The following is a 24,108-nucleotide window of genomic DNA, read 5'->3' as shown; positions in this document are numbered from 1 at the left end:
TATTTATTTTACTTATAGAAGGAGCTTCATGATGAACGTGAAAAGCAAAAGTTATTTATATCAACACGGAACTTTAGGCGGGTTGATGGAAGATTTGATGGATGGTACCGAACAAATCGGCAAGATGTTAGCCTATGGTGATACAGGAATCGGTACATTAGCTGGTTCAAATGGTGAGATTATTTTCTTGGAGGGTGTGATTTATCATGTTGACGAAACAGGACAGGTGAAGCAGCTGACAGGGACCGAGACGACGCCGTATGCAGCTGTCGTTGATTTTGAAGCCACGGATGAACTTGCTTTTGACACAGAAGCTACAGATGAAGAAGTCAAGGGAAGACTATTAGCGACCATCAGTCCCAATTTGTTTGCGGCCATCAAGCTTCATGGAATGTTTGATACGATGCACGTGCGGGTAGCGCCTAAACAAGAAAAGCCCTATCCAAAATTCGTTGAAATCATTCAAAATCAACCTGAATTTACGGCGACAGAAATAGCAGGAACTATCGTAGGCTTCTTTACCCCGAAACTTTTCCATGGTGCTGCAGCAGCAGGCTTCCATCTGCACTTTATTAGTGACGATCATCAGTTTGCTGGTCATGTACTGGATTTTAGCTTAATCAGTGGTGAAGCAGAAGTAATGGAAGTAGCCGAGTTTCGTCAACATTTTCCCATTGAGAATGCTGAGTTCTTGCAGCGGGAAATCGACGTGGAAAAAATTGCCCGGGATATCGAAGAAGCGGAATGATTTTTTACTATAGTTAGGTAGATTTTGCGTTGCATTTGATTCTTCACTGATGGATTATTTTCTGAAAAAAAGTATCTGAAATACAGATTAGAAGGTTAGGAAGTAAATAGGAGAAAAGTGCAGATTTCATTGCTGATTTCCGACTTCACTCTGTATCAGATGCTTTTTTAGTATTGAATAGATTTCCTGCAGCTGTACATTCGCCCAAGGGGAAGAATTGTAGTTCTCGGATGGATCAAAAAGATGTGCGCCATAGAATGCAAAAATAAATTTCAGATAAGTCGAACAATTTGGCCTGTTTTTCCTATACAATAGAAAGTGAAAGGGCTTTTTTTGAGAAGGTAATTCCATTAAGGGCCGCTGTCCACGAAACGAATGAGAAAGAGGGAAGACACATGAAAGTTATCATCACGGAAGATTATCAAGAGATGAGCCAAGTAGCCGTACAGCACCTTTTAGGCGTAATGCACAGCCAGCATCGAAAGAATATTTCAATCACCGCTGGATCAACACCAAAAGGGGTGTATGAAATGCTGGTACCACTAGTAAAAAATAAAAAATATTTTGAGCACGTTCACTTTTATAACTTTGATGAGATTCCATTCAAAGGGGAAGAAGACCGCTATGGTGTCACGATGACGAACTTGCACAACCTGTTTTTTGGACCAGCGGAAATCGATCGTGAAAGAATCCATGTCTTGGACTGGACGAATTATGAAACACAAGATGAACGAATCAAAGCCGATGGTGGATTGGATATGGTGTTGCTGGGGGTTGGATCAGATGGCCATTTCTGTGGGAATTTACCGAACACGACAAAATTTGGAGATTTAACGAGTCGCGTGAATGCGAATGCGACACCCGAGATGGCTGACGTTTTGTTAAGTGAGGTTGGTGGAGACAAAGAAAAACAACCTGATTTCTATGTAACAATGGGACCAAAAAGCATCATGCAGGTGAAGAAATTGGTAATGATCGCCAATGGCAAGAAAAAAGCAGGCATCGTCAAACAATTAGTAGATGGAACAGTAATGGAGGACGTTCCGGCAACGCTATTGACGACCCATCCAGATATGACATTGATCGTTGATAAAGAGGCTGCCTCGCTGCTTTCATACTAACCAGCGGAATTTGATTTTTCTCTATATCTTAATGAAGTAGTTCCTAGTAGATTGGACAATAAACACCTGCTACAAATAGAAGTCAATCCCCCTCTTACCATTAGATCCTTTTTGCTTAAAAGGATTCTAATGGTAAGGGGGTTTTTGTTGTACGTTGACAAAGCTTGTTTCAGAAGGAAAGCATATTGTTTTACGACTTACAAAAAGTAAGTTATTATTATCTCGAATTCGAAATAAATCGAGCGAGGTGAGGAAATGGATCATCAAGAGGAAGCATTGAAGGTCTATATTGGTTTATTACGCAGCAGCAGTCACTTAGAGCAGGTGGCTAAACAAGATGTCCGCTGTTATGGCTTGAATCTGACAGAGTTTTCCGTTCTGGAACTGCTTTATCATAAAGGTACACACACCACCCAAGCCATCAAAGAAAAAATCTTGATTGCCAGCAGCAGCACGACGTACGTCATCGATCAACTCGTAAAAAAAGGCTGCGTTCGTCGAGAAACAAGTCAAACGGATCAGCGAATCACCTATGTCAGTCTGACAGATAAAGGGGCGGAATTGATGGATCAGATCTTTCCAACTCATGCCACAAAAATTGCGGCAATTTTTGCCTCGCTTAGTATTGACGAGTTGCAAACATTAAAAACATTATTACGAAAAATAACTTATAACGAGAAATGAGGAAGAAAAAATGAGAAAACAAGACCAATTACTAGGGGTACACCATGTAACAGCCATGACCAGTGATGTCGAAAGAAACTATCACTTCTTTACAGAGATTTTGGGGATGCGTTTAGTGAAGAAAACCGTCAATCAAGATGATATTTATACCTACCACACATATTTTGCGGATGATCTAGGTTCCCCAGGAACCACGATGACATTCTTTGATTTTCACAATACCGATCGTGGCAGTAAAGGAACAAATTCAATTACCCGTACAGGCTTTCGCGTACCATCCGATGCTGCATTAGACTATTATAAAAAGCGTTTTGAGACATTTGATGTGAAACATGAAGCGATCACAACAGAATTTGGCAAAAAAGTGTTGCGCTTCTGGGATTTTGATCAGCAATCTTACCAATTGATTTCTGATGAACACAATCAAGGCGTCAAAGCAGGTATTCCATGGAAACAAGGGCCAGTTCCAGAAGAATTCGCTATTTATGGTTTAGGCCCAGTCGAAATCTCCGTTTCTTATTTTGCCGATTTCAAGGGATTACTGGAAAATGTCTTTGGATTCAAAGCCATCGATCAAGAAGGAAATCGCACGCTATTAGAAGTTGGCGAGGGGGGCAATGGGGCAGAAATCGTCTTAGTCGAAGATACCACAAGCCCACAAGCACAACAAGGAGACGGGGAAGTGCATCACGTCGCCTTTCGTTTAGCCGATCGCCAATCTTTAGCCGTATGGCAAGAAGTTTTTGAAAATTTGGGTCTCGCGAATTCCGGCTATGTGGACCGCTACTATTTTGAATCGCTGTATGTACGTGTAGGACATATTCTTTTTGAATTAGCGACAGATGAACCTGGCTTCATGGGTGACGAGCCTTACGAAACATTGGGCGAAAAATTATCACTGGCTCCGTTTTTGGAAGACCAACGTGCAATGATCGAAAAAGCGATCAAGCCGTTTGATACCACTCGCAGCCATAACTAAGGAGGTAAAAATGATGCAACCCATTCAACAAATCCACCATATATCCGCAATCGTCGGTGACCCGCAAGAAAATGTAGACTTCTACCGCGAAGTATTAGGCTTGCGTTTAGTCAAACAAACCGTCAACTTTGATGATCCTTATACGTATCATCTCTACTACAGCAATCTGTCCATTGAAAATGGCACGATCATTACCTTTTTCCCATGGGCCAACGCGCATCCTGGTCGTGTCGGTAGCGGACAGGTGGGCACGATTACCTTTCGCATTCCTAAAGGCAGCAGCGACTATTGGAAACAACAATTGGCCCATCATCAAGTCACTGTTCATGAGAGCCATCTATTTGGGCAACCAACATTGGAACTTCAAGATCCTCATGAACTGTCTTTAGCGCTAGTGGAAGGGGAAGCAGCGGAAACAAACGCGATTCTTGGGTTCCATGGAGCGGTCTTACTTTCCGCTAAGCCAGAGGAAACATTCAAGACGTTGACCCATGATCTAGGGCTGCAAGTTGTAGCGGAGACAGAATCAAACCGACGATTGGTGACTGCCGGACCAGTGAAACACGAGATTCTCCTACCAACAGAGCCACTGAGACCTGGTCGTTGGGGTGTCGGTACCGTCCATCATATTGCCTGGTCGGTACCGAATGAGGAAAGCCAAATCAACTGGCAAGATGACCTTTATACAAAAGGGTATGGTGTTACAGAAATCAAAGATCGTAACTACTTCAAAGCCGTCTATTTTAAAGAGCCTGGTACGATCCTTTTTGAGATTGCAACGGAATCTCCGGGATTTCTCATCGATGAACCATTGGAAACCCTGGGGACAGCACTCAAATTGCCCCCTCACTTTGAAGAGCGCCGCGGAGAAATCACAGCTCATTTACCCAAATTGACTGTTTAATTTACAAGTAGGAAGTCATCAATCATACACAAAAAAGAGAAAGCGGTGTTGCATGATTTATTTGGATCCCCAAAATCTGACGCAAAGAGAAAATTATAAATTATTGATCGGCTCGATCATTCCGCGGCCGGTTGCCATCGTAACGACACGATCGGCAGAAGGGACCGTAAACATTGCCCCCTTCAGTTTCTTTTCGATCGTCAGTTCAGAACCCGCCATCGTTTCGATCGCTGTTCAGCGAAAAAAGGGCACGATGAAAGATACGGCTCGTAACTTACTCACGACCAAGGAAGCAGTGATCCATATCTTGGATCGCAGCAATGTGGAAGCAGCCAATCAGGCAGCGGCACTGTTACCTGCAGAACAAAGTGAATTGACCGTCGCAAATTTTACGCCAGTCCCTTCTCAAACGGTTGGCGTACCCGGATTGCAAGAGGCGAAAATTCGCTTTGAAACCACCCTTTACCAACATGTACCGATTAACGAGGAAGAAACCAAGGAAAAAAACAAAGAAGAGATAAAAGTGGATCTGCTCTTACTTAAAATCACTGGGTATCAAATAAATGAACAGGTCTATGAAGAAGGAAAAATCAATCCCAAAAAATTGGCGGCAGTTAGCCGACTTGCGGGAAATTCGTATGCTGAGATCGGCGAGATCTTCGATTTGGCACGACCAAACGAGAAGGAGGACAAATGAACTTTATCTTTCACCAAGGAAAACCAGCTGCTCCCGTACTTGTCTTGTTACATGGAACCGGCGGCGATGAACGCTCTTTGCTTGATCTAGGTCACGACCTAGATCCCCAAGCATCATTGCTAGGTATTCGAGGCAATGTTTTAGAGAATGGCATGCCCCGCTATTTCAAACGATTAGCAGAAGGCATCTATGATGAAGAAGATTTAATGTTCCGGGGGCAAGAACTGGCAGCATTCATTCAAGAAGTCGCTAAAGAAAAAGGTTTCTCAATCGAACAAGTTGTCTTGGTTGGTTACTCTAATGGAGCCAATATTGCGCTCAATCTATTGCTGGAATTCAGTGCTCTTTTTCAAAAAGCGATTTTGTACCATCCAATGTATCCAGTATCGAAATTACCCAATCACCTACTGGCACAAACAAACGTATTTATGAGTTTTGGTCTGAAGGACCCTATCGTTTCTGTGGAAGACAGCAAGTATGTGCAAGCGATTTTTGAGTCTCGAGGTGCACAAATAGAATATGTTTGGACCCCAAGTCATCAATTGACCTATCAAGAGGTTGAAAAATCACGAAAGTGGTTAGAAAAGGCAGATTAACTGGTTGTGAAACAGGGTTTAACACTATATATACTGTAAAAAAACACAACTGAAGACAACAATTTAAAAAAACAGCAACCAAAGGGGCAGACAAGATCCAGTGGCTGCTGTTTTTTTATAGAAAAAGTTTAGAAATTCAGGTAGCGTTTACTGCTGCTTATTTTTATGCCATACTATTGATTAATAGGCAAACCAATTTATTAAATAGACTTTCTATTGAGGTCATAGAAGAAGTGAGAATGCTCTGCAAAAGTATCTGAAATAATCGAACGAGGTTCTTCTTGGATGTGCCCTCGTGAGAGAGACAACTGATAAAAATAAAGGAGAAAAGAATTGGCAATTTCATTAAGAAAAGCAACAATAGATGATAGCCCACTGATCCAGAAATGGTGGCAAGACGGAAAGGTGATGGCAGCGGTCGGTTTCCCTCAAGGGTTAGCAGTGAGCATTGAGGAAGTACAGCAATCGCTTCATTACTACGAGGAGGTTTCTGGTGAGTTTTTATTGATTATAGACGAAAAAGGCCACCTCATTGGAGAATTTGCCTACAAGCCTATCGAAGCTAAAGGAGCAACGTTTGATATAAAGATTGGTGAACTGTCAAGGCAAAGGCAAGGCTATGGGAAAGCGGTTTTTTGAAAGATCATTGGGTGAATCAAGTCGGTGAGCGTTGTTCGACAGTCGTGATGGTATATGAATTAGCAGATGCTGACAATGGCCTGAATAAAAGTAATTAAGGCACTAAATCATATTGCTTATTAAAGAGGTCTATCTGGATAAAAATCGCAGATAGCGCAAAAATAGATTTCCAGCAGGATACTGATTAAAGTCATCGGTTACAAGAGTCTTTCATAATCAATATCTTGATGATATCCATCGTTTTAGTTCATTCTCCTCTTTTTTTGAACTGGCTAGTTAGAGCAATGCTCTAACTATTAGGACATTTGTTTGAGCGAAGTCAAGGCATATGAATAAATTCGCTGTTGTAGAGATAACAACCTATGTGCGAAAGGTATTGGTCAACTCCTAAGTTAAAACGTATAATAAAGAAAAACAATATAGGAGCGTATATCATGAATTTAATAGGAATTGATTTGGATGGAACACTACTAAACTCGGAGCAAAAGATCAGTCATAAAAATGCCGCTTCTTTAAAGTCGCTTTCCAGTGATTGATTCCCTTTATTTGTTCGGGTCGAGAAGTAGGAGATATTCAGGCGATCCTCAAAGAAGCTGATTTAGCGATCCCGGCGGTCGGATTGAATGGTGCCATTGGGTACGATCAAGACAAGCTGATTTTTGATTTTCCATTTGATCCCCAAGCTGTAAAAGAAGTGAGCCAGATCGTTTCAGCGTTTCCAACAAAAATATATACCAATCAAGGCAGCTATGAATCGCAAAACTATCAAGAAGAGATGAAAAACATTTTCTATGCGATTGGTCAAGAATTTCCTGTAGAAGAACTGAATTATGAACTTGATTATGAAAATACCATTCAGTCGACAGCTTACGATGCGATTGAAGAAATCATCAATCAAAAAAATATTAATGTTTATAAACTGTTTGTTTTCGTCCCTAATCGTGAGATAAAAAAAGAGCTATTTCCGCAGATAGAAAATATACCAAATGTCTCTGTTACTGAATCAGCGGCCGTCAATCTTGAAATCGTTCCTCGCTCCGTATCCAAGGGCTTTGTTTTTGATCATCTTAGCCGCATTTATGAATTAGACCAGCCAACAAAATTCGCTATTGGAGATAGTTTAAATGACTTAGAAATGTTTAAGAACGCGGATATAAGTTTTGCCATGGCAAACGGTCATCCAGCAATCAAAGAATTAGCAGATCATGTGACCGTTTCAAATGACGAAGATGGTGTTTCGCAAGCGTTAGCAATGATTAAAGGTACAAGATAAGCATGCTGTTTGGAGAAGGCACAGCCTGCATTTCGCCCTAAAAGTCCCTGCCACTATGTTGTCGCTTGAGAGACAACATAGTGGCAGGGACTGCTTGTTAACGAAAGGGGACTATTTCATCAGATGGTTTTATAATTCGTGAATGGCCTCAGCAATTGGTGTTTCTCCGCTGATGACTTCAAATTCTTTGCCAATACTGTTTTCATTTTCCAAAACAGCGATCAATGTGGCAGCAACATCTGCCCGCGGAATCGAGCCGAACTCATTGCGTTTGCCTGCTTTGACGTTGCCTGTTCCCGGATCGTCTGTCAAACCGCCGGGATGGACGATGGTCCAGTCCAAGTTGGTGCGGCTTCTCAACCATTCATCCGCATAATATTTGGCGATCGTGTAAGGCTGCAAACTATTTTGTTTCAACAGTTCTTCCCGATCATTTCTGAAAGTGCTGACCATGACGAAACGTTTGACGCCCGCTTTCTTTGCCGCTTCCATGGCTTTGACGGCACCATCTAGATCGACTGCTATCGTTTTTTCTAGTCCTTTGCCGCCGGCACCAGCACTGAAAACAATAGCGTCAACTTCGTTTGCTGCTTCTGCGATCGTTTCAATCGAGCTGGAAGCCAAATCCAGTAGTACCGTCTCGATCCCTTTCTCTTCAAAGAAAGGAACTTGTTCAGGATTTCGGATCAAGGCTTTTTCCTTGATCTGTGGATGATTCTTCAGTTGCTCGGCGAAATGCTGACCGACTTTGCCATATGCACCAATAAATAAGACTTTCATAGAGATTCTCCTTTTCAGAAAAGGGATGACTGTAAGTATTTTAATAAACGGAAGATCTGAATACTAAGAGACAGGCTTCTGTGATCTCATAGATTCTGATCACAGCTTTATGAAAAGTATTCGACCGCTCCTCCAACTCAGATCATTTCGTTGGATGTTTACTTAGGTCATAGCCCTTTGTTATTGGTTTTCTCTTCAGAGATTGAAGGGAATTTTTTTAGCTAAACTTATATCGATAGATGATTGATCAAAAATCTTTCTAGATTAAGCATAGCATCCCTCCTACTATTCGACAAACAATGACAACTAGTTCTTTGTCCTCCAAAACAATAATGACTGACTATCCAGTTGCCTGTACCAACTAGTACTGGCTAAACCATTTCCTTAAGCTAGCTAGTGACCTGTCATTCCTCTTTAGTGTTATAATCAAGCCATCAAATAATCATTATTTAGCTAGTATTGGTGATTGATCAAATAAACGTAAGGAGAAAAGAAATGGCTTACGAAGTGGATTTTAAAAATGTAGTGACGGATGGATTAGAGAGCTCTCCTGTTGCAGAAAAATTAGCCGGTCTGCGGGCAAATGAAGCGCGTTACTTTTGGAACAAATACAAATATGTGTATACCACCTATCCAGCTGCTGAAAAGCCTGATTTGGTGGCACTGATCAAGCAGATCTTAAAAGAAGAACGGGATCTAGTTTTTGAATCACCCATTCTTGAAGTAGCACTTTACGAAGATGACGATCTTTTTTGGCCTGAATTCTATTATGAGAGTGGCATGGTCCTTAATTTACTCTATGAAAAACATGGAACCAGTGAAGGAAAGCCTCCGAAACGTGCAGTTGGTATCAAACTGTCGGAAGGGATGCCGGTTCCTGCTGAGCTAGAAGGGAAATTTAAATTCGCTCGTCAGCGTTCGAAACTTGCTGGCGAGATTCGCGGCTCATTTTTTGTTGTAAAGCAAGAATGGCTGTAAACTGTTGAAAGGCGTTAAAACCTGCTGCATTCTTTTTTTGAAGGATGTAATGTGTTTTAACGTCTTTTCTTTGCTTATCTTCCAGTGTAGAAGTTCAGACTTATGGTGGACAATATTTTTTCTCTGCTGTGATATATTTAGGCTGAAAAAATAAGTGGCTACCAGTTTATGGAGGATAGGATGGGAAAAAGAGTGAGTTATCCAGCATTGGATAGAATGAAATATGCAGGGGCTATCATGGTTATTATGATTCATTGTGATACCCTTATTCCTCAAGCGGAGACCAATTTTTTTATCAAAAATATTATTTGTCGTATTGCGGTGCCTTTCTTTTTTGTTAGCAGTTCATTTTTCATCCGTAAGGGGATGCAGATGAGACCGGAATATTTAAAAGAATATTTCCTGCATTTAATCAACTCTTACGTCGTATGGAGCATTCTTTTCCTTCCGATGGGGCTAGACTGGATTCATCAAAATCAAGAAGTGCCAATAGAACTACTTCCTGCGGCTTTGTTTGTTGGATTTGTCCATATCGGCACCTATTATCATTTATGGTACATCCCTGCATTTATCCTTTCGGTCATTTTTATAGTAAATTTGTTGAAACGTTTTTCGTATCAAAAAGTGTTTGTCATTTCACTAGTTCTTTATTTATTTGGAAGTTTGGAGACCTACTATGGTCTTCTACCATCTGGTTGGTTTAAAGATTTTTTTGATCTGGTTATTAGGCTAACATTTACGACTAGAAATGGTCTGTTCTTTGGCATGATTTTCACGCTTATTGGCTTTTTCATCTATGATCATCAGGAAAAGCTATCCCGAATGGGAAAACATAGTTCTAGTTTTCTTTTGTTATTTGGAAGTTTGTTCGTGTTGGAAGGTCTGTTCCTTTCTCACATTCACAGATTGGACATGAATTTTATCTTGATGCTTGTGCCGTTGAGTTTTTTCTTATTTCTTTGGCTGCTCTCAAAAAATCCAACGCAGAACTCCTGCTTAAAAAAATTACGAGAACTGTCACAATATTATTATTTTATCCATCCTATTTGCATTGTTCTGGTGGAAGAGACTGGTAAAGCATTGAAGCTAAGCATGCTCTCTTCCGGAATATTGAGCTTCCTAACCATTCTATTCCTAACCCATGTATTTGCTAAGGTCATTATCCACATTCGCAGCAAACCGTTAAGACCTGCTTTGTTGTTAAAAACTCTGTTTGCCAGTATCGGACTAACCCTTATTTTAGCTGGATCCTTGTATCAGTTCAAAGTGAGCAGCGCTGTGATTAAGTTTGAATTCGTTCCCTGTATATGGGTCATTTCTAGTTTCTTTTCACTCTTCTTTTTTATGAATTGGCGAATGGTTCTTCCTGCAGTCAAGAACTAAGGGTGTTGTCTTGTCTGCTCCTCGGATCATTCCTTATTGAGAGAAAGAGCCGACAGGAGAAACTTTATGAGCTATTTAGCAGATACAGCTTGATGGGGTATTACTTAGTCTCACGCCCGAGAGTAAGTTGTCTGCAGCTTTTTGAAAGCCAACTTTTTATTCAAGCGCCAAAACATGTGTCGGTCTTTTTTTTAGAAAAAAATTATGAAAAAAAATTCGAGAAATCTGGGAATCTATCATAGACTTTTCATATTTGACAGGTTAACTTTTTCGGACTGCGACTCCTCTTTTGAGATAGAATCACGGGTCATTCTTTTGTTAATAGGTTAAGTGAGAAATACGAGAGAAAAATCTCTCATTTTTATCACTGCTTCATAGAATGAGAACGGTTGAAAAAGCCCGGTTTGCTTGCTATTCTATTTTGTAAATCGATAGAGGAGGGCTGACAATGACGTCGTTACAAGAGAATCCTTTTTTGACTCGTCAGGATTACCAAGCGGCACTTGAACAAATCATGCAACCGTTGCGGGCAGCTATTTTGTCCACTGATCGTCCAGGATTGAATTTAGGTAGCAGCGGTGCTGTATATGATCAGAAGCGTGCAGAGATGGAAGCGCTTGTACGTCCGCTATGGGGGATCGCACCTTATTGGACAGCATGCCAAGATGATCCGTTGCGAGATGCCTATGTTGCTAAATTAATGACAGGAACCGACCCTGGCAGCGAAAATTATTGGGGAGAGATCACGGACTATGACCAATATATTGTTGAAGCAGCGGCATTGGCATTAACACTTTTACTACATAAAGAATATGTTTGGGAGCAATTGCCTGAAAGGAATCAACAAGCACTGAAAAAGTGGTTGTCACACGCATTAACCTGTAAGATTCCCAAAAACAATTGGACATTCTTTAAAGTGTTGATCCGGGTGGCATTGTATCAGTGTGGGGATCCATTGGCAAAAAACGAACTTACACAAGAATTAGCGTTGATCGATTCGATGTATATTGGTGATGGATGGTACGTAGATGGAAAAGTAACGCAACGCGATTATTATGTTGCTTTTGCCTTTCATTATTACGGTTTGATCTATGCTACTTTTATGAAAGAAGAAGATCCAGAATGGTCAGAGCGATTTATTGAGCGGGCTACTTTATTTGCGCAAGATTTTATTTACTACTTTGATGAAGATGGTGAAGCTTTGCCTTATGGGCGGAGTCAGATTTATCGTTTTGCTCAAAAGAACCCTCCTTTCTTCTGAAAATTGCTAAAAAACATATTAGCTCTTTTGATTTTCTTTCATTTTATTAAGAATAGTATACAAAATTAATTTTTATTTAAAAAGCAGAAGTTGAACATGTAAAGTAATACGACTAATCTCAGACGATGATATGATAACTGTTTCTCTATAGTATCTTTTCTTCAGTAAAAGAACTTCAAAAGCAAAAAAGAACCGTGAATCCCTTTAGTATCAAAGGATTCACGGTTTCTTTTATTATTCCCACTCAATATGAGTAGCCTCGTAAAGAAGCTATTATATCAGTGCTTTTTCAGCCTATTCCTCATTTTGGTAGGGAAATGGTAGGGTTAGATTTTTACTGCTTGATTTCCATTAAAGTTTGCAACTTTAGATTTTGTTGCACAGGTAAATTTAATGTTTCCTGTCATTTGTTCTGCAATTCCTTCATCATTACGGCTCCATAGATGAGCGTAGTGCTTTAAAGTGATTTCAGGGCTAGAATGGCCTAACCGTTGCGACACGACCAGAATGTCTGCGTTAAACTCATTGATTAGGTAGCTAACATGAGAATGACGTAATCCTTTTCCTTGTATTAGGGGTACCTTAGCTAGTTTGGCATAACGCTGAATAATTCGTTGAACAGTTGAACGATAGAGTGGGAGGTCAGTGTAGCTAAGAATAAATTGTTCTACACCATGATTTTTTTGAATAACTTTCCACTTTTTTAGCACTTCAATTGTATCATCGTCCAGAGAAATGATCCGCAAGCCGCTTTCAGTTTTTGTGTAAGGTTTCCGAATAAAATCTTTTTGATTTGTCATTTCCAAGGTGTGATGAACCCTCAACTTTTTACGTTTGAAGTCCACGTCATTCCAATTAAGTGCTAATCCTTCGCTTACACGAACACCAGTCATGTAATATAGCCAGATCATTAAAAAACACATATGTTCGTAGAAATCATCTTTATAAATTTTTGCCAAAACTTCTTCAAATTCTTCTTTTGTCCAGTAAGGAACGATTGATTTTCCTTTTGGAATTGCTTTTGTTCTTTTGGAAATATTCTCATTCAGAAATTGCAGGGTGACCGCATAGTCTAATGATTTACGAAACATACCGTACATAAGTGAACTGTATGCTTGTGAGTATCCGCTATCGTTCAATAACCAAATTCGATAATTTTCACAATCTCGCACATTGATTTCACGAAGCTTCTTATCACCGAAAAATTCAGTAATCTGAATCAATCCACACTCACGAGAACTCCAAGTACTTTTTTGTACGCTAGCTTTGTAGTGTGGAACGTAAGACTGCTCCATAAATTCTTTGTAAGTTAAATCATAATTCGCAAATCCATTTACAACCATGTATTCATTTTTTATACGCATGACTTCTTTGTGTGCTTCACGAGCTGATGAGAATCGTTTTCCTAGAGAATCTTTTGTTCCTTTCTTCTGGATCCTCTTTCCAGTCACTTGATCTGTTCCTAACTCAACTAGATAAGAAAAGCGACCATTTTTATCTTGATACACACAAGGGTATTTTGTTTTCATAGTTATTCCTCCTGTGAAAGAGGAACACCTATAATTTCTTCAATTACTTGTCGGGGTACTACCCCAACTCTTTTATTATTATAATATGGATATCCCTGATTTACCATTCTTGTTTTTGCTTGTCGGATTATTGTGGTAGCTTGATGTGTTTTAAATCCTAGAGCCTCTAAATCTTTTCGACAAATTGTATTTTTCATTGTATAAACTCACTTTCAAAGAAAACACTATCATTGGGTAATAGTGTTATTTCTTTATTTTTGTATAATGAACGGTACTTTCTTGAAAATCCATCACTTGTTCAGGACTTCCCAACTCATTTAAAGCTAAAGCATTGTAAAAAAATGGACGTCTAACTATATATTCGCTTGTATATAGTATATCTTGATTCGTGGAATCATAGGGTTTCTTTACCATCTTTTTGGTGACAGTTGGTAGTTTGAGATTCCGGGACTTGAAAAAAGCTTTTTTCTTATGCTCTTTCAATTCCAGCTCTTTATCGAAATATTTGCTGATATAGCGCCCGCGATTTTCGATACTGTCTACATCGATCTTGTTGATCTTAACGAAACCCTGACCCCAAATCGTAGTTAACCGGTTAAATGAGATAAAGGGGAAATCAAACAAGATAATATGGTAGTGGATTGCACCGCGTTGCTGCTTTTCCCACGTGGCGAGATACTTTAAATTTGCTTTTTTAGTTTTATAGAGGTCATAATTCAGTCGTTTGATAAATTTTTTAAATTCATTATTTGCATACTCAATGTCTTGAATGTTTTCTTTGAAAGTGAGAGTTAAAAATTTCGTTTGATTGTCAAAATTCGTGTCTACAAGGCGGGCAATCTCAAATCGCATACTTTGATAATGTTTCTGTTTGCGTTTTAAACTGTCATATTGTCCTTGAGCGGATAATTCATCATAGTTTTTTCTTTTTTCAAGAGTAATATCATTTTCATAAATCCAAGCTAATTTTTGTTTTCGTTCCAGATTTACTTCGTTTTCGATCGTTTTACGTTTGGGAGTAATGATTGCTTCATAATCATAAATTTCAATATACGTGGGAGTTTCAATGATTTTCTGATTATAAGCTTGCAAAAATCATCACTCCTTGTTGCGTATTCGATTGTCAAAGAACCAGTCATTTTCTCCTGATGTTGATCTATAAATCAAGTTAAGGGGGAAGGCCTGCGTAGCAGCCCTTCTAGCCTATGGGGTGTTGGGCGGTCTTAACGGACAGAAACGGCTCTGTGGGCGCTGCCCCGCCGTTTCGTCCTAACCACCCAACACTCCATAGTATAGTTAGTTTTGTGTAGTGGTACCTTGTTTTCTGGGAATCAAAGTTGCCGTATCAGCGGTTGCCGATAACCCATAACTGACAAATTGTCCATTCGAGCGTCCCCAAGGTACAATCACCAAATTGGTAAATGTAATTATGGCTAAACCTTGTTGGGTAAGTTCTTCCGGCGTGATCACAGGATGTTCAGATTTGACTTTGACACTGATTTTTTCGTAGCGAAGTTTTGGTAGGATACATTCGTAGCTCCAACCTAGAATTTCGCCCTCCTTTTGCCAGCGAGTGACATTGACGACTTGGTATTCTTTTTCGAGTGTTTCTTTTGGTAAACTGAGATCGGTAATTTTTATTGGCATCACAATTCTCCTTTTTTATACGAAAGTTTATACGATTTGATTAAAAAATATAGATGGCCATCTACGACTTGTATTATATACGAGAACTTATACGTAGTCAAGAGATTTTCTAAAAAAATATATACGATTTTTTATACGAGTGTTATAATGAAAAAAATGATAAGGAGGAATTTGAATATGTTTGGTTTAGTACAACCTAATAAAGTGAAGGTGGGCCAACGAATCAAAGAAATAAAAGACGGAATGTCTCTCTCTTTTACAGAATTAGGGAATCGATTAGGTTTAAAAAAGCCGACGATCAGTTCCTACGTTCAAGGCTATGCGTTGGCTCCTAAGAGTGTGATCAACCAATTATCTAGTATCAGCGGAAAACCTGTCGGCTGGTTTTATTTTGGGCATGTGGAAGAATATATCCGAGAGTATTTGTTTCTCATTGGTCAGAAAAAAATAGTGGACGATTATCCTGAAATCATTGAGAAAATAAAGCAAGAATTTTATACGGGCGAGTTCAAAAATCCTGCTTGGGAGAATGAGCTAGGCTATCCTTTGGAGGAATTTATCCAAGAATGTTTTGTAGAATATTCGAGTGAAATCATGAAGGACTATGTCGTACAGATTACGAAAGAGGTACTTGAAGAATCCAAAACGCTAAACAAACTATCATCAAAAGCAAAAGAAGAAGCTGTCACGATTCTTTCATCTGGGATCATTGACTATATCGAGATGAGTGGTGAGATCAAGTATGGAGAGAAAGATCGCATTGCGAAAATGGTGAAAGAATCAATAAAAACCTTTGATGTGAAACAAGACCTGACATTTAATGATTCCTATTTGATTGGAAAGTTGATCAATATTCTTGGTACAGATGAAGATACGGAGCTGTTTCTTTCTTCTTTATCAATGATATTTACTGATAAGCATTTTTCCACTCGATTTGGTGGGGAAGAATTAGTCGAAATATTTCAATCGATGCGACCAGCGTTAATCAAACTCTATCGGGAGAAAACACCAGATGAATTTTATGATTGGTTTGAGAAGTAAAATAAGAAAAGTGGCTTAGATTACAAGTTGGTGAAAAAATTTTTTTCAGCATAACATCAGTAATCTATAAAGGGGTTGTTGATTATACTGTAGAAGTTAAGTACTCAAGAGATTTTTTGTACGTAAACAAAGCAAAAAAGGGTGCAGTTTCACTAGAAAATGTACTCTTTTTTGTGATTTTTCTTAGTTATAGAGTTTTTTTGAAACTTTAAAAATGAGAAAACATATTGATTTTAAAGAGTGTAGACATAGCTTCTTTTGCTAAATAGATTAAACTTACTGGTGAGTGGTCTTGAACATACTTTTAAATCACATTTTACTGAGTTTTATTGGATTTTATAATTCATTGGAAACCTCGTACTTAATCTGTTTTTATCTATCGACTAGAATCTGTATATATTCCAGCTATCAATGAGGCCGCAGAAAAGGGTGCTTAAAAATAATCTGTTGTTTAAAATATTATTATCAGAATACTTAGATACAAAATTCTGGCACAAAGTAAAAAAAATATTGACTTAAAAAAATGGATATGGTAATCTATAAACGAAAATAGTGGTAACGTTTCCAAAATGCATCTTCGTTAAATTTTTATTTTTTTAAACGAAAATGGAAACGTTTCTAAAATGTATTGGGAGGAGATTGAATTGGAAAAGACATTGGGACCAGGTGGTGAGATAAGGGCGGTACAACGGGATAAAAAAAATATTTCGAAGTGGGAAAAATTAAAGAAACAGTTGCGGCGTGATAAGTGGATGTACTTGTTGCTCTTACCAGGTATCATCATGACGTTTATCTTTAAGTATGTGCCAATGTACGGTGCTGTGATTGCATTTAAAGACTATAATCCTATGCTAGGAATTTTGGAAAGTCCTTGGGTAGGACTAGATCACTTTAGGGAATTTATCAGTTCACCAAATTTTACGCTTTTGCTGAGCAACACATTAAAAATTAGTATTTATGGTTTATTGTTAGGTTTTTTTCCACCAATTATTTTAGCACTGAGCTTGAATCAAATTATCAATAAAAAAATAAAACAGAAAATCCAGTTGATTCTATATGCGCCGAATTTTATCTCAGTAGTTATTATTGTGGGGATGCTGTTTTTGTTCCTATCCGCAAATGGACCTATTAATGGGTTAGTAGAAAAGGTTACGGGGCAACCAATTATGTTCATGTCTAATCCAGCTTATTTCAGAACGATTTATATTTTATCGGGAATTTGGCAAGGAATCGGCTGGTCATCCATTCTTTACACCGCAACGCTGGCGGGAGTCAGTACCGATTTATATGAGGCAGCAAATATCGATGGGGCAAATATTTTACAAAAGATTTGGCATATCGATTTGCCTGCATTGAGGCCTGTGATGGTGATCAGCTTCATCTTGGCCGCCGGCGGTATTATGAATGTAGGATATGAAAAAGCCTACTTGATGCAAACTTCAATGAACATCCCTGCCTCAGAAATCATTTCCACTTATGTATACAAAGTCGGCTTGCAATCAGGTGATTATGCCTACTCTGCTGCTGTTGGTCTGTTCAATATGATTATTAATGTCGTTTTATTACTGATTGTCAACAATATAACCAAGCGGCTAAACGATGGTCAAGGCTTGTAATGAAAGGAGAAAATTATGAATAGTGCTTTATCAAAAATCGACCGTCAAATCTTATGGTTGAATCGAGTGATTGTAACTTTTTTAGTCGTCATCACCATTGTTCCGCTGATTTATGTACTGGTAGCTTCTTTTATGGACCCAGCTACTTTGATCAATAAAGGTATAAGCTTCAATCCGAAAGATTGGACAATACAGGGATATCAACGGGTATTTGCAGATGATTCCATTTTACGCGGTTTTGTAAATTCGTTGTTTTACTCTTTTAGCTTCAGCTTATTGACTGTATTTATTACGATGATCACTGCGTATCCTTTGTCTCGACCTAACTTGGCGGGGAAAAAGATTATTATGACTTTTTTTGTCATTACAATGTTCGTGGGTGGTGGCTTGATACCTACCTATTTATTGGTAAAGAACTTGGGCATGTTAGATAGTGTATGGGCGATTATCGTACCAGGTGCTATAAATGTGTGGAATATTATCTTAGCCCGTACCTATTTTAGTGCTTTGCCAAAAGAACTTTCTGAAGCTGCTACTATCGATGGCGCCAATGACTTGCAAATACTGTTCAAAGTCATGCTTCCATTAGCGAAACCAATTATGTTCGTATTGTTTTTATATGCCTTTGTTGGGCAATGGAACTCATACTTTGATGCCATGATTTACATCAAAGATCCCGACTTACAGCCGTTGCAACTCGTATTAAGAAATATTTTGATCCAAAACCAACCTTCACAAGACATGGTGGGAGCCAATACTGCCATGGCAGAAATGAAACAAATTGCTGAGTTGATCAAATACGCAACGATCGTCATTTCTAGTCTGCCATTAATCATAATGTATCCTTTCTTCCAAAAATATTTTGATAAAGGTGTTTTAGTTGGTTCTGTTAAAGGGTAAGTATTGTTCACTATTTGTATGAATAAAAATTATAAAGGAGATTTTAAGATGAAAGCAAAATGGATGCTGCCAATCGTTTTTACTTCCGTACTAATTTTGGGGGCTTGTGGAGGCTCAAAAGAAAAGAGTAAATCAAGCCCTGATTATGAACTAGAAAATGTCTCTTTTCCATTGAAAGAAAAAGTATCTTTAAAAATGATGTCTCAAAGTGCCCCTTTGGCTCCCAATGATCCTAATGACAAATTGATTTTCCAACGATTAGAAGAAGAGACCAATCTCCATATTGATTGGACAAACTACAGTAGTGATTTTGCCGAAAAAAGAAATTTGGATATCGCTAGTGGTGATTTACCAGATGCCATCTTCAACGCCGCTGCAGGTGACTATGATTTATTAAACTGGGCGGAAAGTGGCGTTATTGTACCGATTGAAGATTTGATCGAAGATTATATGCCAAATCTGAAGAAAATTTTTGATGAAAACCCCGAATACCGACAAATGTCTACTGCACCTGATGGTCACATTTACTCTATGCCTTGGATTGAAGAATTAGGCGAAGGAAAAGAGTCGATTCATACAGTAAATGGGATGGCTTGGATCAACAAGGAGTGGTTGGATAATTTGGGTCTTGAAATGCCGCAAACCACTGATCAGTTGATGACTGTGTTGGAGGCTTTCAAGACGCAAGATCCAAATGGTAATGGTGAAGCAGATGAAATTCCTTTTAGCTTTATTAACAATGGAGGAAACGAAGACTTAAAATTTTTAATGGGGGCATTCGGTCTAGGTGATAATGATGACCACTTAGTCGTTGATAACGATGGTCAGGTACAATTTACTGCTAACAAAGAAGGGTATAAAGAAGCCATCAAATATTTCAATGAAATGAATAATAAAGGTCTTATTGATAAAGAGGCTTTCGAACAAGATTGGAATACGTATGTTGCCAAAGGGAAAGAACATAAGTATGGCGTGTACTTTACTTGGGATAAAGCAAATATCACGGGTGCAGATGATAGTTATGACGTCTTGCCAGTCTTAGCGGGACCAGATGGAACGAAACATGTTACTCGTACGAATGGCATGGGTTTCTCAAGAGATCGTTTCGTAATTACTAGTGCGAATAAAAACTTGGAACTTACAGCTAGGTGGATAGATAAAATGTATGAACCGTTACAGTCTGTCCAAAATAACTGGGGAACCTACGGTGATGAAGCACAGGCGAATATTTTTGAATTAAAGGATGGTATGTTAAAACATTTGCCTTTAGAGGGGACAGCACCGGGGGAACTAAGACAAAAAACCGAAGCTGGAGGACCATTAGCAGTTCTTGATTCTTATTACGGCACAGTCACTACTATGCCAGATGATGCGAAGTGGCGTTTAGATTTGATGCATGACACGTATTTGCCATATATTACAGAAGACAATATCTATCCACGTGTCTTTTTAGAAAAAGAAGAAACAGATCGATTAGCAAAAATCGAAACGGATATGTGGGATTACATCTATCGCAAAAGAGCAGAGTGGATCACCGGCGGTAAAATCGATGAAGAATGGGAAGAATACCTTGCTGAATTGGAACGTGTAGGTTTGGAAGAATGGATTCAAATAAAACAAACTGGCTATGATAATTTTTTGAAGGGAGCACAATAAGTGTTAGTAGAAGAAACGGCGATTTTGGATAAAGCAAATCGATTTATTGAAATGATGCGAGGAAAAGTTAACCCTCAGTATCGACAAAACTATCATTTTTCCGCACCCATCGGGTGGATAAATGACCCCAATGGGTTTATATATTACAAAGGGCATTACCATCTCTTCTATCAATACTATCCTTACGATAGTCGATGGGGGCCCATGCATTGGGGGCATGCGCGCAGTAGTGATTTGGTCCATTGGGAAGATCTACCAGTAGCGTTAGCCCCAGATCAACCTTATGACAGCGGCGGGTGTTTCTCAGGAAGTGCAATTGAAAGAGACGGAAAACTATATTTATTTTATACAGGCTGTCAAGAAATTGATGGTATTAGCCATCAGCATCAATGTTTGGCGGTCTCTGAAGATGGTATTCATTTTAGCAAATACAGTGGTAATCCTGTGGTAGCAGAAAAACAGCTAGGTGAAAATGGGCTAATACAAGAATTTCGTGATCCTAAAGTAATTGTTCACAACGATGGTTACTATATGGTAGTAGCTACTAAATCTACACAGTCTACTGGTAGAATAGTGATGTTTCAATCGTCAGATTTGTATACTTGGCACTTTTACTCTGTGCTGCTAGAAGGGACTTCAGAGCAAGGAATAATGTGGGAATGTCCTGATTTATTCCATTTAGACGGACGAGATGTCTTAATCATGTCTCCGATACAAATCAAGAAGAACGGACTGGAATATCATAATATCAGTTCTACCATGGCTTGTATTGGTGAGGTAAACTGGGAAACAGGTCAGATGATAGTTGATAATTTCCATGAAATGGATTTTGGAATGGATTTTTATGCACCACAAACAACAAGAGATCCTAATGGTGGACGGGTGATGATTGCTTGGATGCAGATGTGGGATCGTACATTGCCTACACATGAGTTAGGCCATCTTTGGGCAGGCTCTATGAGTTTGCCCCGAGAGTTAAGAGTGAAAAAAAATCGATTGGTACAAAAACCCATCTCAACTGTATATAGTCATTTAGTTTATCAACAAGGCAGTGAAAATATTGCAGTGACTGACACATCAGTCGTATTTCGAAACGCGCTGTCTGATTCTTCATATTTACATCTAGTCGCAGATTTGGAGAAAGCTGAAGTTTTTACAATTGAATTACTGCGGTCTAAGACGGATTGTCTCAAACTAGCCTATGACACTGCTACACAGGTTTTTGAATTGGATCGTCAGAAACTAGGAAGAGAGCTTACAGGGGCGGAAGAAGACCCTCTGAATGTACGAAAAGTTGAAGTACCTTTGATTGATAATCAGCTCGTTCTTGAGATTTTTAGAGATACCTCATCAATTGAAGTCTTTATTAATGGGTTAGAAGTTATGACGGCTACTTTCTATGAGCTGGAAAAAGCTCGAGATATCTTGTTTCATTCGATCGGAGAAAGTCGTATTCAAGCTTTTGAAACAGCGAGTGTGAAATAAATGTTTGATTGCTTAGGCGATGAATCAATTATTTAATAGGTTTTGAAGGATAATGTTTTTAGAAAAGAACAGATAGCTAGATTTCCCATGGATTTGCTATTAGTATTTTGAAAAAATTAGTAATTTATGACAAAATTCATTATACTAAACTTGTGCAGAAATGTGAGGGATCAACTATGAAAGCAACAATGAAAGATGTCGCAAAATTAGCAGGTGTTGGAGTAGGAACTGTTTCCCGGGTATTGAATAACGGTTCTGTTAAAGCTTCTACTAGAGAAAAAGTTGAAGCAGCAATGACAGAGTTAAACTATCAACCAGATTTTTATGCCCGGGGGTTAAAGATGAAGCATACGAACACGGTTGCTTTGATTCTACCCACGGTATGGCATCCATTTTTTGGCGAATTTGCCTACCATGTAGAAACAGCATTAGAAAGACAAAACTACAAGCTTTATTTGTGTAACTCCAGTGGTAATAGTGAAAAAGAACAAGAATATATCCAGATGGTCAGCCAAAATAAAGTAGACGGCATCATTGGAATTACTTATTCAGATATCGATGAATACATTTCGAGTAATCTGCCTTTTGTTAGTATTGACCGTTATTTCACTGAAGAGGTGATTTATGTGACCGCTGACAATGCGGCCGGTGGACGTTTGGCTGCAAATGAACTTTATCGCCGAGGATGTCAGAATGTAGCATATATCGGTGGGTACCAAGAAACACCGAATGAAACGAAGAGTCGTCGAAAATATTTTGAAATCGAGTGCCGTCAACTGGGGATTTCCTATAAAGCGTTAGATATGTTAGAACCTTTAGACCATCTCTCAGAACGTGTAACAAATTTTTTGTTAGAGAATCCCGATATCGATGGGATTTTTACGATCAACGATCCAATGGCATTAGCTGTCATTGATATGCTTGAAAAAATAGGGAAAAACGTACCAGAGGATGTCCAAGTTATCGGATTTGATGGTCAAAAGATGACAGAAGGAGATCCTTATCTAGTCTCAACGATTGCCCAACCTACAAAGCAAATGGCGGAAGTGGCAGTGGCAAAATTAATTGCTGTCATTAATGGAGAGACAGTAGAAAAACGTACCGTATTGCCGATTGAATTTGGCGAAGGTGACACAACGAAACCTTTAGTGAGAAACGATTTTGCTTAGTGCAAATACGTTTCTTTTTTTGAAAATGAGTGAATGAAAGGTGTAGATAAAATGTTATATGGTGGAATAGAAGCCGGTGGAACAAAGTTTGTCTGTGGGATTGGTAATGAACAATTACAAGTGATAGAACGGAAAAGTTTTCCTACCACAACACCAGAAGAAACGATGGAGCAAGTGTTTGATTTCTTTGATAAGTACAAAGGAAATATCGCATCAATTGGTGTAGGAGCATTTGGGCCTATTGATATTCAAATCGAATCAAGAACTTACGGATATATCACCAACACACCGAAGTTAGCTTGGCAAAATTATCATTTTGTAGGAGCTTTGGAAAACGCCTTGTCGGTTCCCATCTATTGGACTACCGATGTAAATGCTGCTTGTTATGGAGAATATATGGCAGGGTATGGAAAAGGTAAAAATAGTGTTCTGTATTACACCGTTGGTACAGGTGTTGGTGGTGGTGCTGTAGTGGATGGGAAAATAGTCGCAGGTTTTAGTCATCCTGAAATGGGACATATGCTCTTACAACGTCATAATGAAGATCAATTTGAAGGAATCTGTCCTTTTCATCATGATTGTTTGGAAGGGTTAGCATCAGGACCTGCGATTGAAAAACGCTTTGGAAGAAAAGCCCAGACTATCTCATTTGATCATCCTTATTGGACGATTGAGGCAGATTATCTTGCTCAGTGTGTGTATAACACAACGTTACTATATGCACCGGAAGTAATAATTTTAGGCGGGGGTGTAATGAAACAGCCGCAACTACTCGAGTTGATTCGCCAATCGTTTAAAGAAAAAATGGGTTCCTACGTGGATACGCCTACTCTCGAAGAATATCTACTAACTCCAAGGCTTGCTGACAATGCGGGCTTGATTGGCTGCCTAGCTTTAGCAATAAAGAAACTCAATCATTAGAATAGTATTTATTAGAACTATTCATAACATACCGGAAGTTTAAAAGGGTATTCTGAAACTTAAATAGTCTCAATTCATTCTTCTTTCTTGAGAATCTGAGT

22 protein-coding genes and 2 pseudogenes are annotated in these 24,108 nt (G+C 38.9%); 19 read left to right on the top strand and 5 right to left on the bottom strand.

Annotation, left to right across the window (positions count from 1 at the left end; genetic code table 11):
* Positions 1 to 31: 31 nt before the first annotated feature.
* From budA to ACTFWY_RS06725, 9 genes and pseudogenes are all read left to right on the top strand, one after another.
* Positions 32 to 748, top strand: coding sequence for an acetolactate decarboxylase (gene budA, locus ACTFWY_RS06765; protein ID WP_041120038.1), 717 nt, complete (start codon positions 32 to 34; stop codon positions 746 to 748).
* Positions 749 to 1,143: 395 nt separating this feature from the next.
* Positions 1,144 to 1,869 (top strand): glucosamine-6-phosphate deaminase, encoded by a 726-nt coding sequence (locus tag ACTFWY_RS06760; RefSeq protein ID WP_003127916.1) that lies wholly within the window; start codon positions 1,144 to 1,146, stop codon positions 1,867 to 1,869.
* A gap of 255 nt (positions 1,870 to 2,124) precedes the next feature.
* Entirely contained in the window at positions 2,125 to 2,553 is a 429-nt protein-coding gene (locus ACTFWY_RS06755) for a MarR family winged helix-turn-helix transcriptional regulator (RefSeq protein WP_005469975.1), read from the top strand.
* A 10-nt stretch (positions 2,554 to 2,563) separates the two neighbouring features.
* The gene (locus tag ACTFWY_RS06750; protein WP_096710872.1) at positions 2,564 to 3,532 is read left to right on the top strand and encodes a ring-cleaving dioxygenase; all 969 of its coding nucleotides are present in this window, start codon (positions 2,564 to 2,566) and stop codon (positions 3,530 to 3,532) included.
* A 13-nt stretch (positions 3,533 to 3,545) separates the two neighbouring features.
* Positions 3,546 to 4,436: a ring-cleaving dioxygenase gene (locus ACTFWY_RS06745; protein ID WP_021150654.1), complete on the top strand. Its 891-nt coding sequence runs from the start codon at positions 3,546 to 3,548 to the stop codon at positions 4,434 to 4,436.
* 52 nt (positions 4,437 to 4,488) lie between these two features.
* A complete protein-coding gene (locus ACTFWY_RS06740) occupies positions 4,489 to 5,133 on the top strand; it encodes a flavin reductase family protein (RefSeq protein ID WP_003127920.1) in 645 nt (214 codons plus the stop codon).
* Positions 5,130 to 5,729 carry an alpha/beta hydrolase gene (locus ACTFWY_RS06735; RefSeq protein ID WP_041120036.1) on the top strand — a complete coding sequence of 200 codons (600 nt, stop codon included), beginning with the start codon at positions 5,130 to 5,132 and terminating at the stop codon, positions 5,727 to 5,729. Before ACTFWY_RS06740 ends, ACTFWY_RS06735 begins: the two co-directional genes overlap by 4 nt.
* A 333-nt stretch (positions 5,730 to 6,062) precedes the next feature.
* Complete coding sequence (locus tag ACTFWY_RS06730; protein WP_231455760.1) at positions 6,063 to 6,368, top strand: GNAT family N-acetyltransferase; 306 nt, start codon at positions 6,063 to 6,065, stop codon at positions 6,366 to 6,368.
* A 434-nt stretch (positions 6,369 to 6,802) separates the two neighbouring features.
* A pseudogene (locus ACTFWY_RS06725) lies at positions 6,803 to 7,641 on the top strand (Cof-type HAD-IIB family hydrolase).
* A gap of 129 nt (positions 7,642 to 7,770) precedes the next feature.
* Here the strand turns inward: ACTFWY_RS06725 and ACTFWY_RS06720 are convergent.
* Positions 7,771 to 8,421, bottom strand: a complete 651-nt coding sequence (locus ACTFWY_RS06720; RefSeq protein ID WP_003127925.1) for an SDR family oxidoreductase — start codon at positions 8,419 to 8,421, stop codon at positions 7,771 to 7,773.
* 495 nt (positions 8,422 to 8,916) lie between these two features.
* Between ACTFWY_RS06720 and ACTFWY_RS06715 the strand changes: the two genes are divergently transcribed.
* The 3 genes and pseudogenes from ACTFWY_RS06715 to ACTFWY_RS06705 all read left to right on the top strand — a co-directional run.
* Positions 8,917 to 9,399 carry a hypothetical protein gene (locus ACTFWY_RS06715; protein WP_003127927.1) on the top strand — a complete coding sequence of 161 codons (483 nt, stop codon included), beginning with the start codon at positions 8,917 to 8,919 and terminating at the stop codon, positions 9,397 to 9,399.
* 180 nt (positions 9,400 to 9,579) lie between these two features.
* Complete coding sequence (locus tag ACTFWY_RS06710; RefSeq protein WP_021150649.1) at positions 9,580 to 10,782, top strand: acyltransferase family protein; 1,203 nt, start codon at positions 9,580 to 9,582, stop codon at positions 10,780 to 10,782.
* A 448-nt stretch (positions 10,783 to 11,230) separates the two neighbouring features.
* Positions 11,231 to 12,022, top strand: a pseudogene (locus tag ACTFWY_RS06705) (DUF2264 domain-containing protein); the annotation flags it as partial.
* 347 nt (positions 12,023 to 12,369) lie between these two features.
* Here ACTFWY_RS06705 and ACTFWY_RS06700 read toward each other — a convergent pair.
* From ACTFWY_RS06700 to ACTFWY_RS06685, 4 genes are all read right to left on the bottom strand, one after another.
* Complete coding sequence (locus ACTFWY_RS06700; RefSeq protein ID WP_010729379.1) at positions 12,370 to 13,572, bottom strand: tyrosine-type recombinase/integrase; 1,203 nt, start codon at positions 13,570 to 13,572, stop codon at positions 12,370 to 12,372.
* Positions 13,573 to 13,574: 2 nt separating this feature from the next.
* Positions 13,575 to 13,769 carry a DUF3173 domain-containing protein gene (locus ACTFWY_RS06695; protein ID WP_002351139.1) on the bottom strand — a complete coding sequence of 65 codons (195 nt, stop codon included), beginning with the start codon at positions 13,767 to 13,769 and terminating at the stop codon, positions 13,575 to 13,577.
* A 46-nt stretch (positions 13,770 to 13,815) separates the two neighbouring features.
* Positions 13,816 to 14,664 carry a rolling circle replication-associated protein gene (locus ACTFWY_RS06690; protein WP_010729378.1) on the bottom strand — a complete coding sequence of 283 codons (849 nt, stop codon included), beginning with the start codon at positions 14,662 to 14,664 and terminating at the stop codon, positions 13,816 to 13,818.
* A 204-nt stretch (positions 14,665 to 14,868) separates the two neighbouring features.
* Complete coding sequence (locus tag ACTFWY_RS06685; protein WP_010729377.1) at positions 14,869 to 15,219, bottom strand: hypothetical protein; 351 nt, start codon at positions 15,217 to 15,219, stop codon at positions 14,869 to 14,871.
* A gap of 177 nt (positions 15,220 to 15,396) precedes the next feature.
* On the opposite strand from ACTFWY_RS06685, the gene ACTFWY_RS06680 reads away from it, so the two are divergent.
* The 7 genes from ACTFWY_RS06680 to ACTFWY_RS06650 all read left to right on the top strand — a co-directional run bounded on the left by ACTFWY_RS06680 (position 15,397) and on the right by ACTFWY_RS06650 (position 24,007).
* Positions 15,397 to 16,260 carry a helix-turn-helix domain-containing protein gene (locus ACTFWY_RS06680; RefSeq protein ID WP_010729376.1) on the top strand — a complete coding sequence of 288 codons (864 nt, stop codon included), beginning with the start codon at positions 15,397 to 15,399 and terminating at the stop codon, positions 16,258 to 16,260.
* 623 nt (positions 16,261 to 16,883) lie between these two features.
* Positions 16,884 to 17,876: an ABC transporter permease gene (locus ACTFWY_RS06675; RefSeq protein WP_005233042.1), complete on the top strand. Its 993-nt coding sequence runs from the start codon at positions 16,884 to 16,886 to the stop codon at positions 17,874 to 17,876.
* Positions 17,877 to 17,891: 15 nt separating this feature from the next.
* Entirely contained in the window at positions 17,892 to 18,776 is an 885-nt protein-coding gene (locus ACTFWY_RS06670; protein WP_005230433.1) for a carbohydrate ABC transporter permease, read from the top strand.
* Between the two features lie 48 nt (positions 18,777 to 18,824).
* Positions 18,825 to 20,432: an ABC transporter substrate-binding protein gene (locus ACTFWY_RS06665; RefSeq protein WP_010729375.1), complete on the top strand. Its 1,608-nt coding sequence runs from the start codon at positions 18,825 to 18,827 to the stop codon at positions 20,430 to 20,432.
* Positions 20,433 to 21,917: a glycoside hydrolase family 32 protein gene (locus ACTFWY_RS06660; RefSeq protein ID WP_010729374.1), complete on the top strand. Its 1,485-nt coding sequence runs from the start codon at positions 20,433 to 20,435 to the stop codon at positions 21,915 to 21,917.
* Positions 21,918 to 22,093: 176 nt separating this feature from the next.
* Entirely contained in the window at positions 22,094 to 23,086 is a 993-nt protein-coding gene (locus ACTFWY_RS06655) for a LacI family DNA-binding transcriptional regulator (RefSeq protein WP_010729373.1), read from the top strand.
* A 51-nt stretch (positions 23,087 to 23,137) separates the two neighbouring features.
* Positions 23,138 to 24,007 (top strand): ROK family protein, encoded by an 870-nt coding sequence (locus ACTFWY_RS06650; protein ID WP_010729372.1) that lies wholly within the window; start codon positions 23,138 to 23,140, stop codon positions 24,005 to 24,007.
* Positions 24,008 to 24,108 lie beyond the last annotated feature (101 nt).

This window comes from Enterococcus sp. 125944, from assembly GCF_051909435.1.
GTDB classification, from domain to species: domain Bacteria; phylum Bacillota; class Bacilli; order Lactobacillales; family Enterococcaceae; genus Enterococcus_D; species Enterococcus_D gallinarum.
The sequence above is the reverse complement of the archived record's forward strand: the minus strand, read 5'-3'. Positions and strand labels throughout refer to the sequence as shown.

Excerpts from the sequence above, each read along its gene's own strand:
- ACTFWY_RS06740 (WP_003127920.1), top strand. The coding sequence starts at position 4,489 with ATGATTTATTTGGATCCCCAAAATCTGACGCAAAGAGAAAATTATAAA.
- ACTFWY_RS06735 (WP_041120036.1), top strand. The coding sequence starts at position 5,130 with ATGAACTTTATCTTTCACCAAGGAAAACCAGCTGCTCCCGTACTTGTC.
- ACTFWY_RS06720 (WP_003127925.1), bottom strand. The coding sequence starts at position 8,421 with ATGAAAGTCTTATTTATTGGTGCATATGGCAAAGTCGGTCAGCATTTC.
- ACTFWY_RS06715 (WP_003127927.1), top strand. The coding sequence starts at position 8,917 with ATGGCTTACGAAGTGGATTTTAAAAATGTAGTGACGGATGGATTAGAG.
- budA (WP_041120038.1), top strand. The coding sequence starts at position 32 with ATGAACGTGAAAAGCAAAAGTTATTTATATCAACACGGAACTTTAGGC.
- ACTFWY_RS06755 (WP_005469975.1), top strand. The coding sequence starts at position 2,125 with ATGGATCATCAAGAGGAAGCATTGAAGGTCTATATTGGTTTATTACGC.
- ACTFWY_RS06650 (WP_010729372.1), top strand. The coding sequence starts at position 23,138 with ATGTTATATGGTGGAATAGAAGCCGGTGGAACAAAGTTTGTCTGTGGG.
- ACTFWY_RS06695 (WP_002351139.1), bottom strand. The coding sequence starts at position 13,769 with ATGAAAAATACAATTTGTCGAAAAGATTTAGAGGCTCTAGGATTTAAA.
- ACTFWY_RS06655 (WP_010729373.1), top strand. The coding sequence starts at position 22,094 with ATGAAAGCAACAATGAAAGATGTCGCAAAATTAGCAGGTGTTGGAGTA.
- ACTFWY_RS06675 (WP_005233042.1), top strand. The coding sequence starts at position 16,884 with ATGTATTGGGAGGAGATTGAATTGGAAAAGACATTGGGACCAGGTGGT.
- ACTFWY_RS06745 (WP_021150654.1), top strand. The coding sequence starts at position 3,546 with ATGCAACCCATTCAACAAATCCACCATATATCCGCAATCGTCGGTGAC.
- ACTFWY_RS06710 (WP_021150649.1), top strand. The coding sequence starts at position 9,580 with ATGGGAAAAAGAGTGAGTTATCCAGCATTGGATAGAATGAAATATGCA.
- ACTFWY_RS06750 (WP_096710872.1), top strand. The coding sequence starts at position 2,564 with ATGAGAAAACAAGACCAATTACTAGGGGTACACCATGTAACAGCCATG.
- ACTFWY_RS06670 (WP_005230433.1), top strand. The coding sequence starts at position 17,892 with ATGAATAGTGCTTTATCAAAAATCGACCGTCAAATCTTATGGTTGAAT.
- ACTFWY_RS06665 (WP_010729375.1), top strand. The coding sequence starts at position 18,825 with ATGAAAGCAAAATGGATGCTGCCAATCGTTTTTACTTCCGTACTAATT.
- ACTFWY_RS06760 (WP_003127916.1), top strand. The coding sequence starts at position 1,144 with ATGAAAGTTATCATCACGGAAGATTATCAAGAGATGAGCCAAGTAGCC.
- ACTFWY_RS06700 (WP_010729379.1), bottom strand. The coding sequence starts at position 13,572 with ATGAAAACAAAATACCCTTGTGTGTATCAAGATAAAAATGGTCGCTTT.
- ACTFWY_RS06680 (WP_010729376.1), top strand. The coding sequence starts at position 15,397 with ATGTTTGGTTTAGTACAACCTAATAAAGTGAAGGTGGGCCAACGAATC.
- ACTFWY_RS06685 (WP_010729377.1), bottom strand. The coding sequence starts at position 15,219 with ATGCCAATAAAAATTACCGATCTCAGTTTACCAAAAGAAACACTCGAA.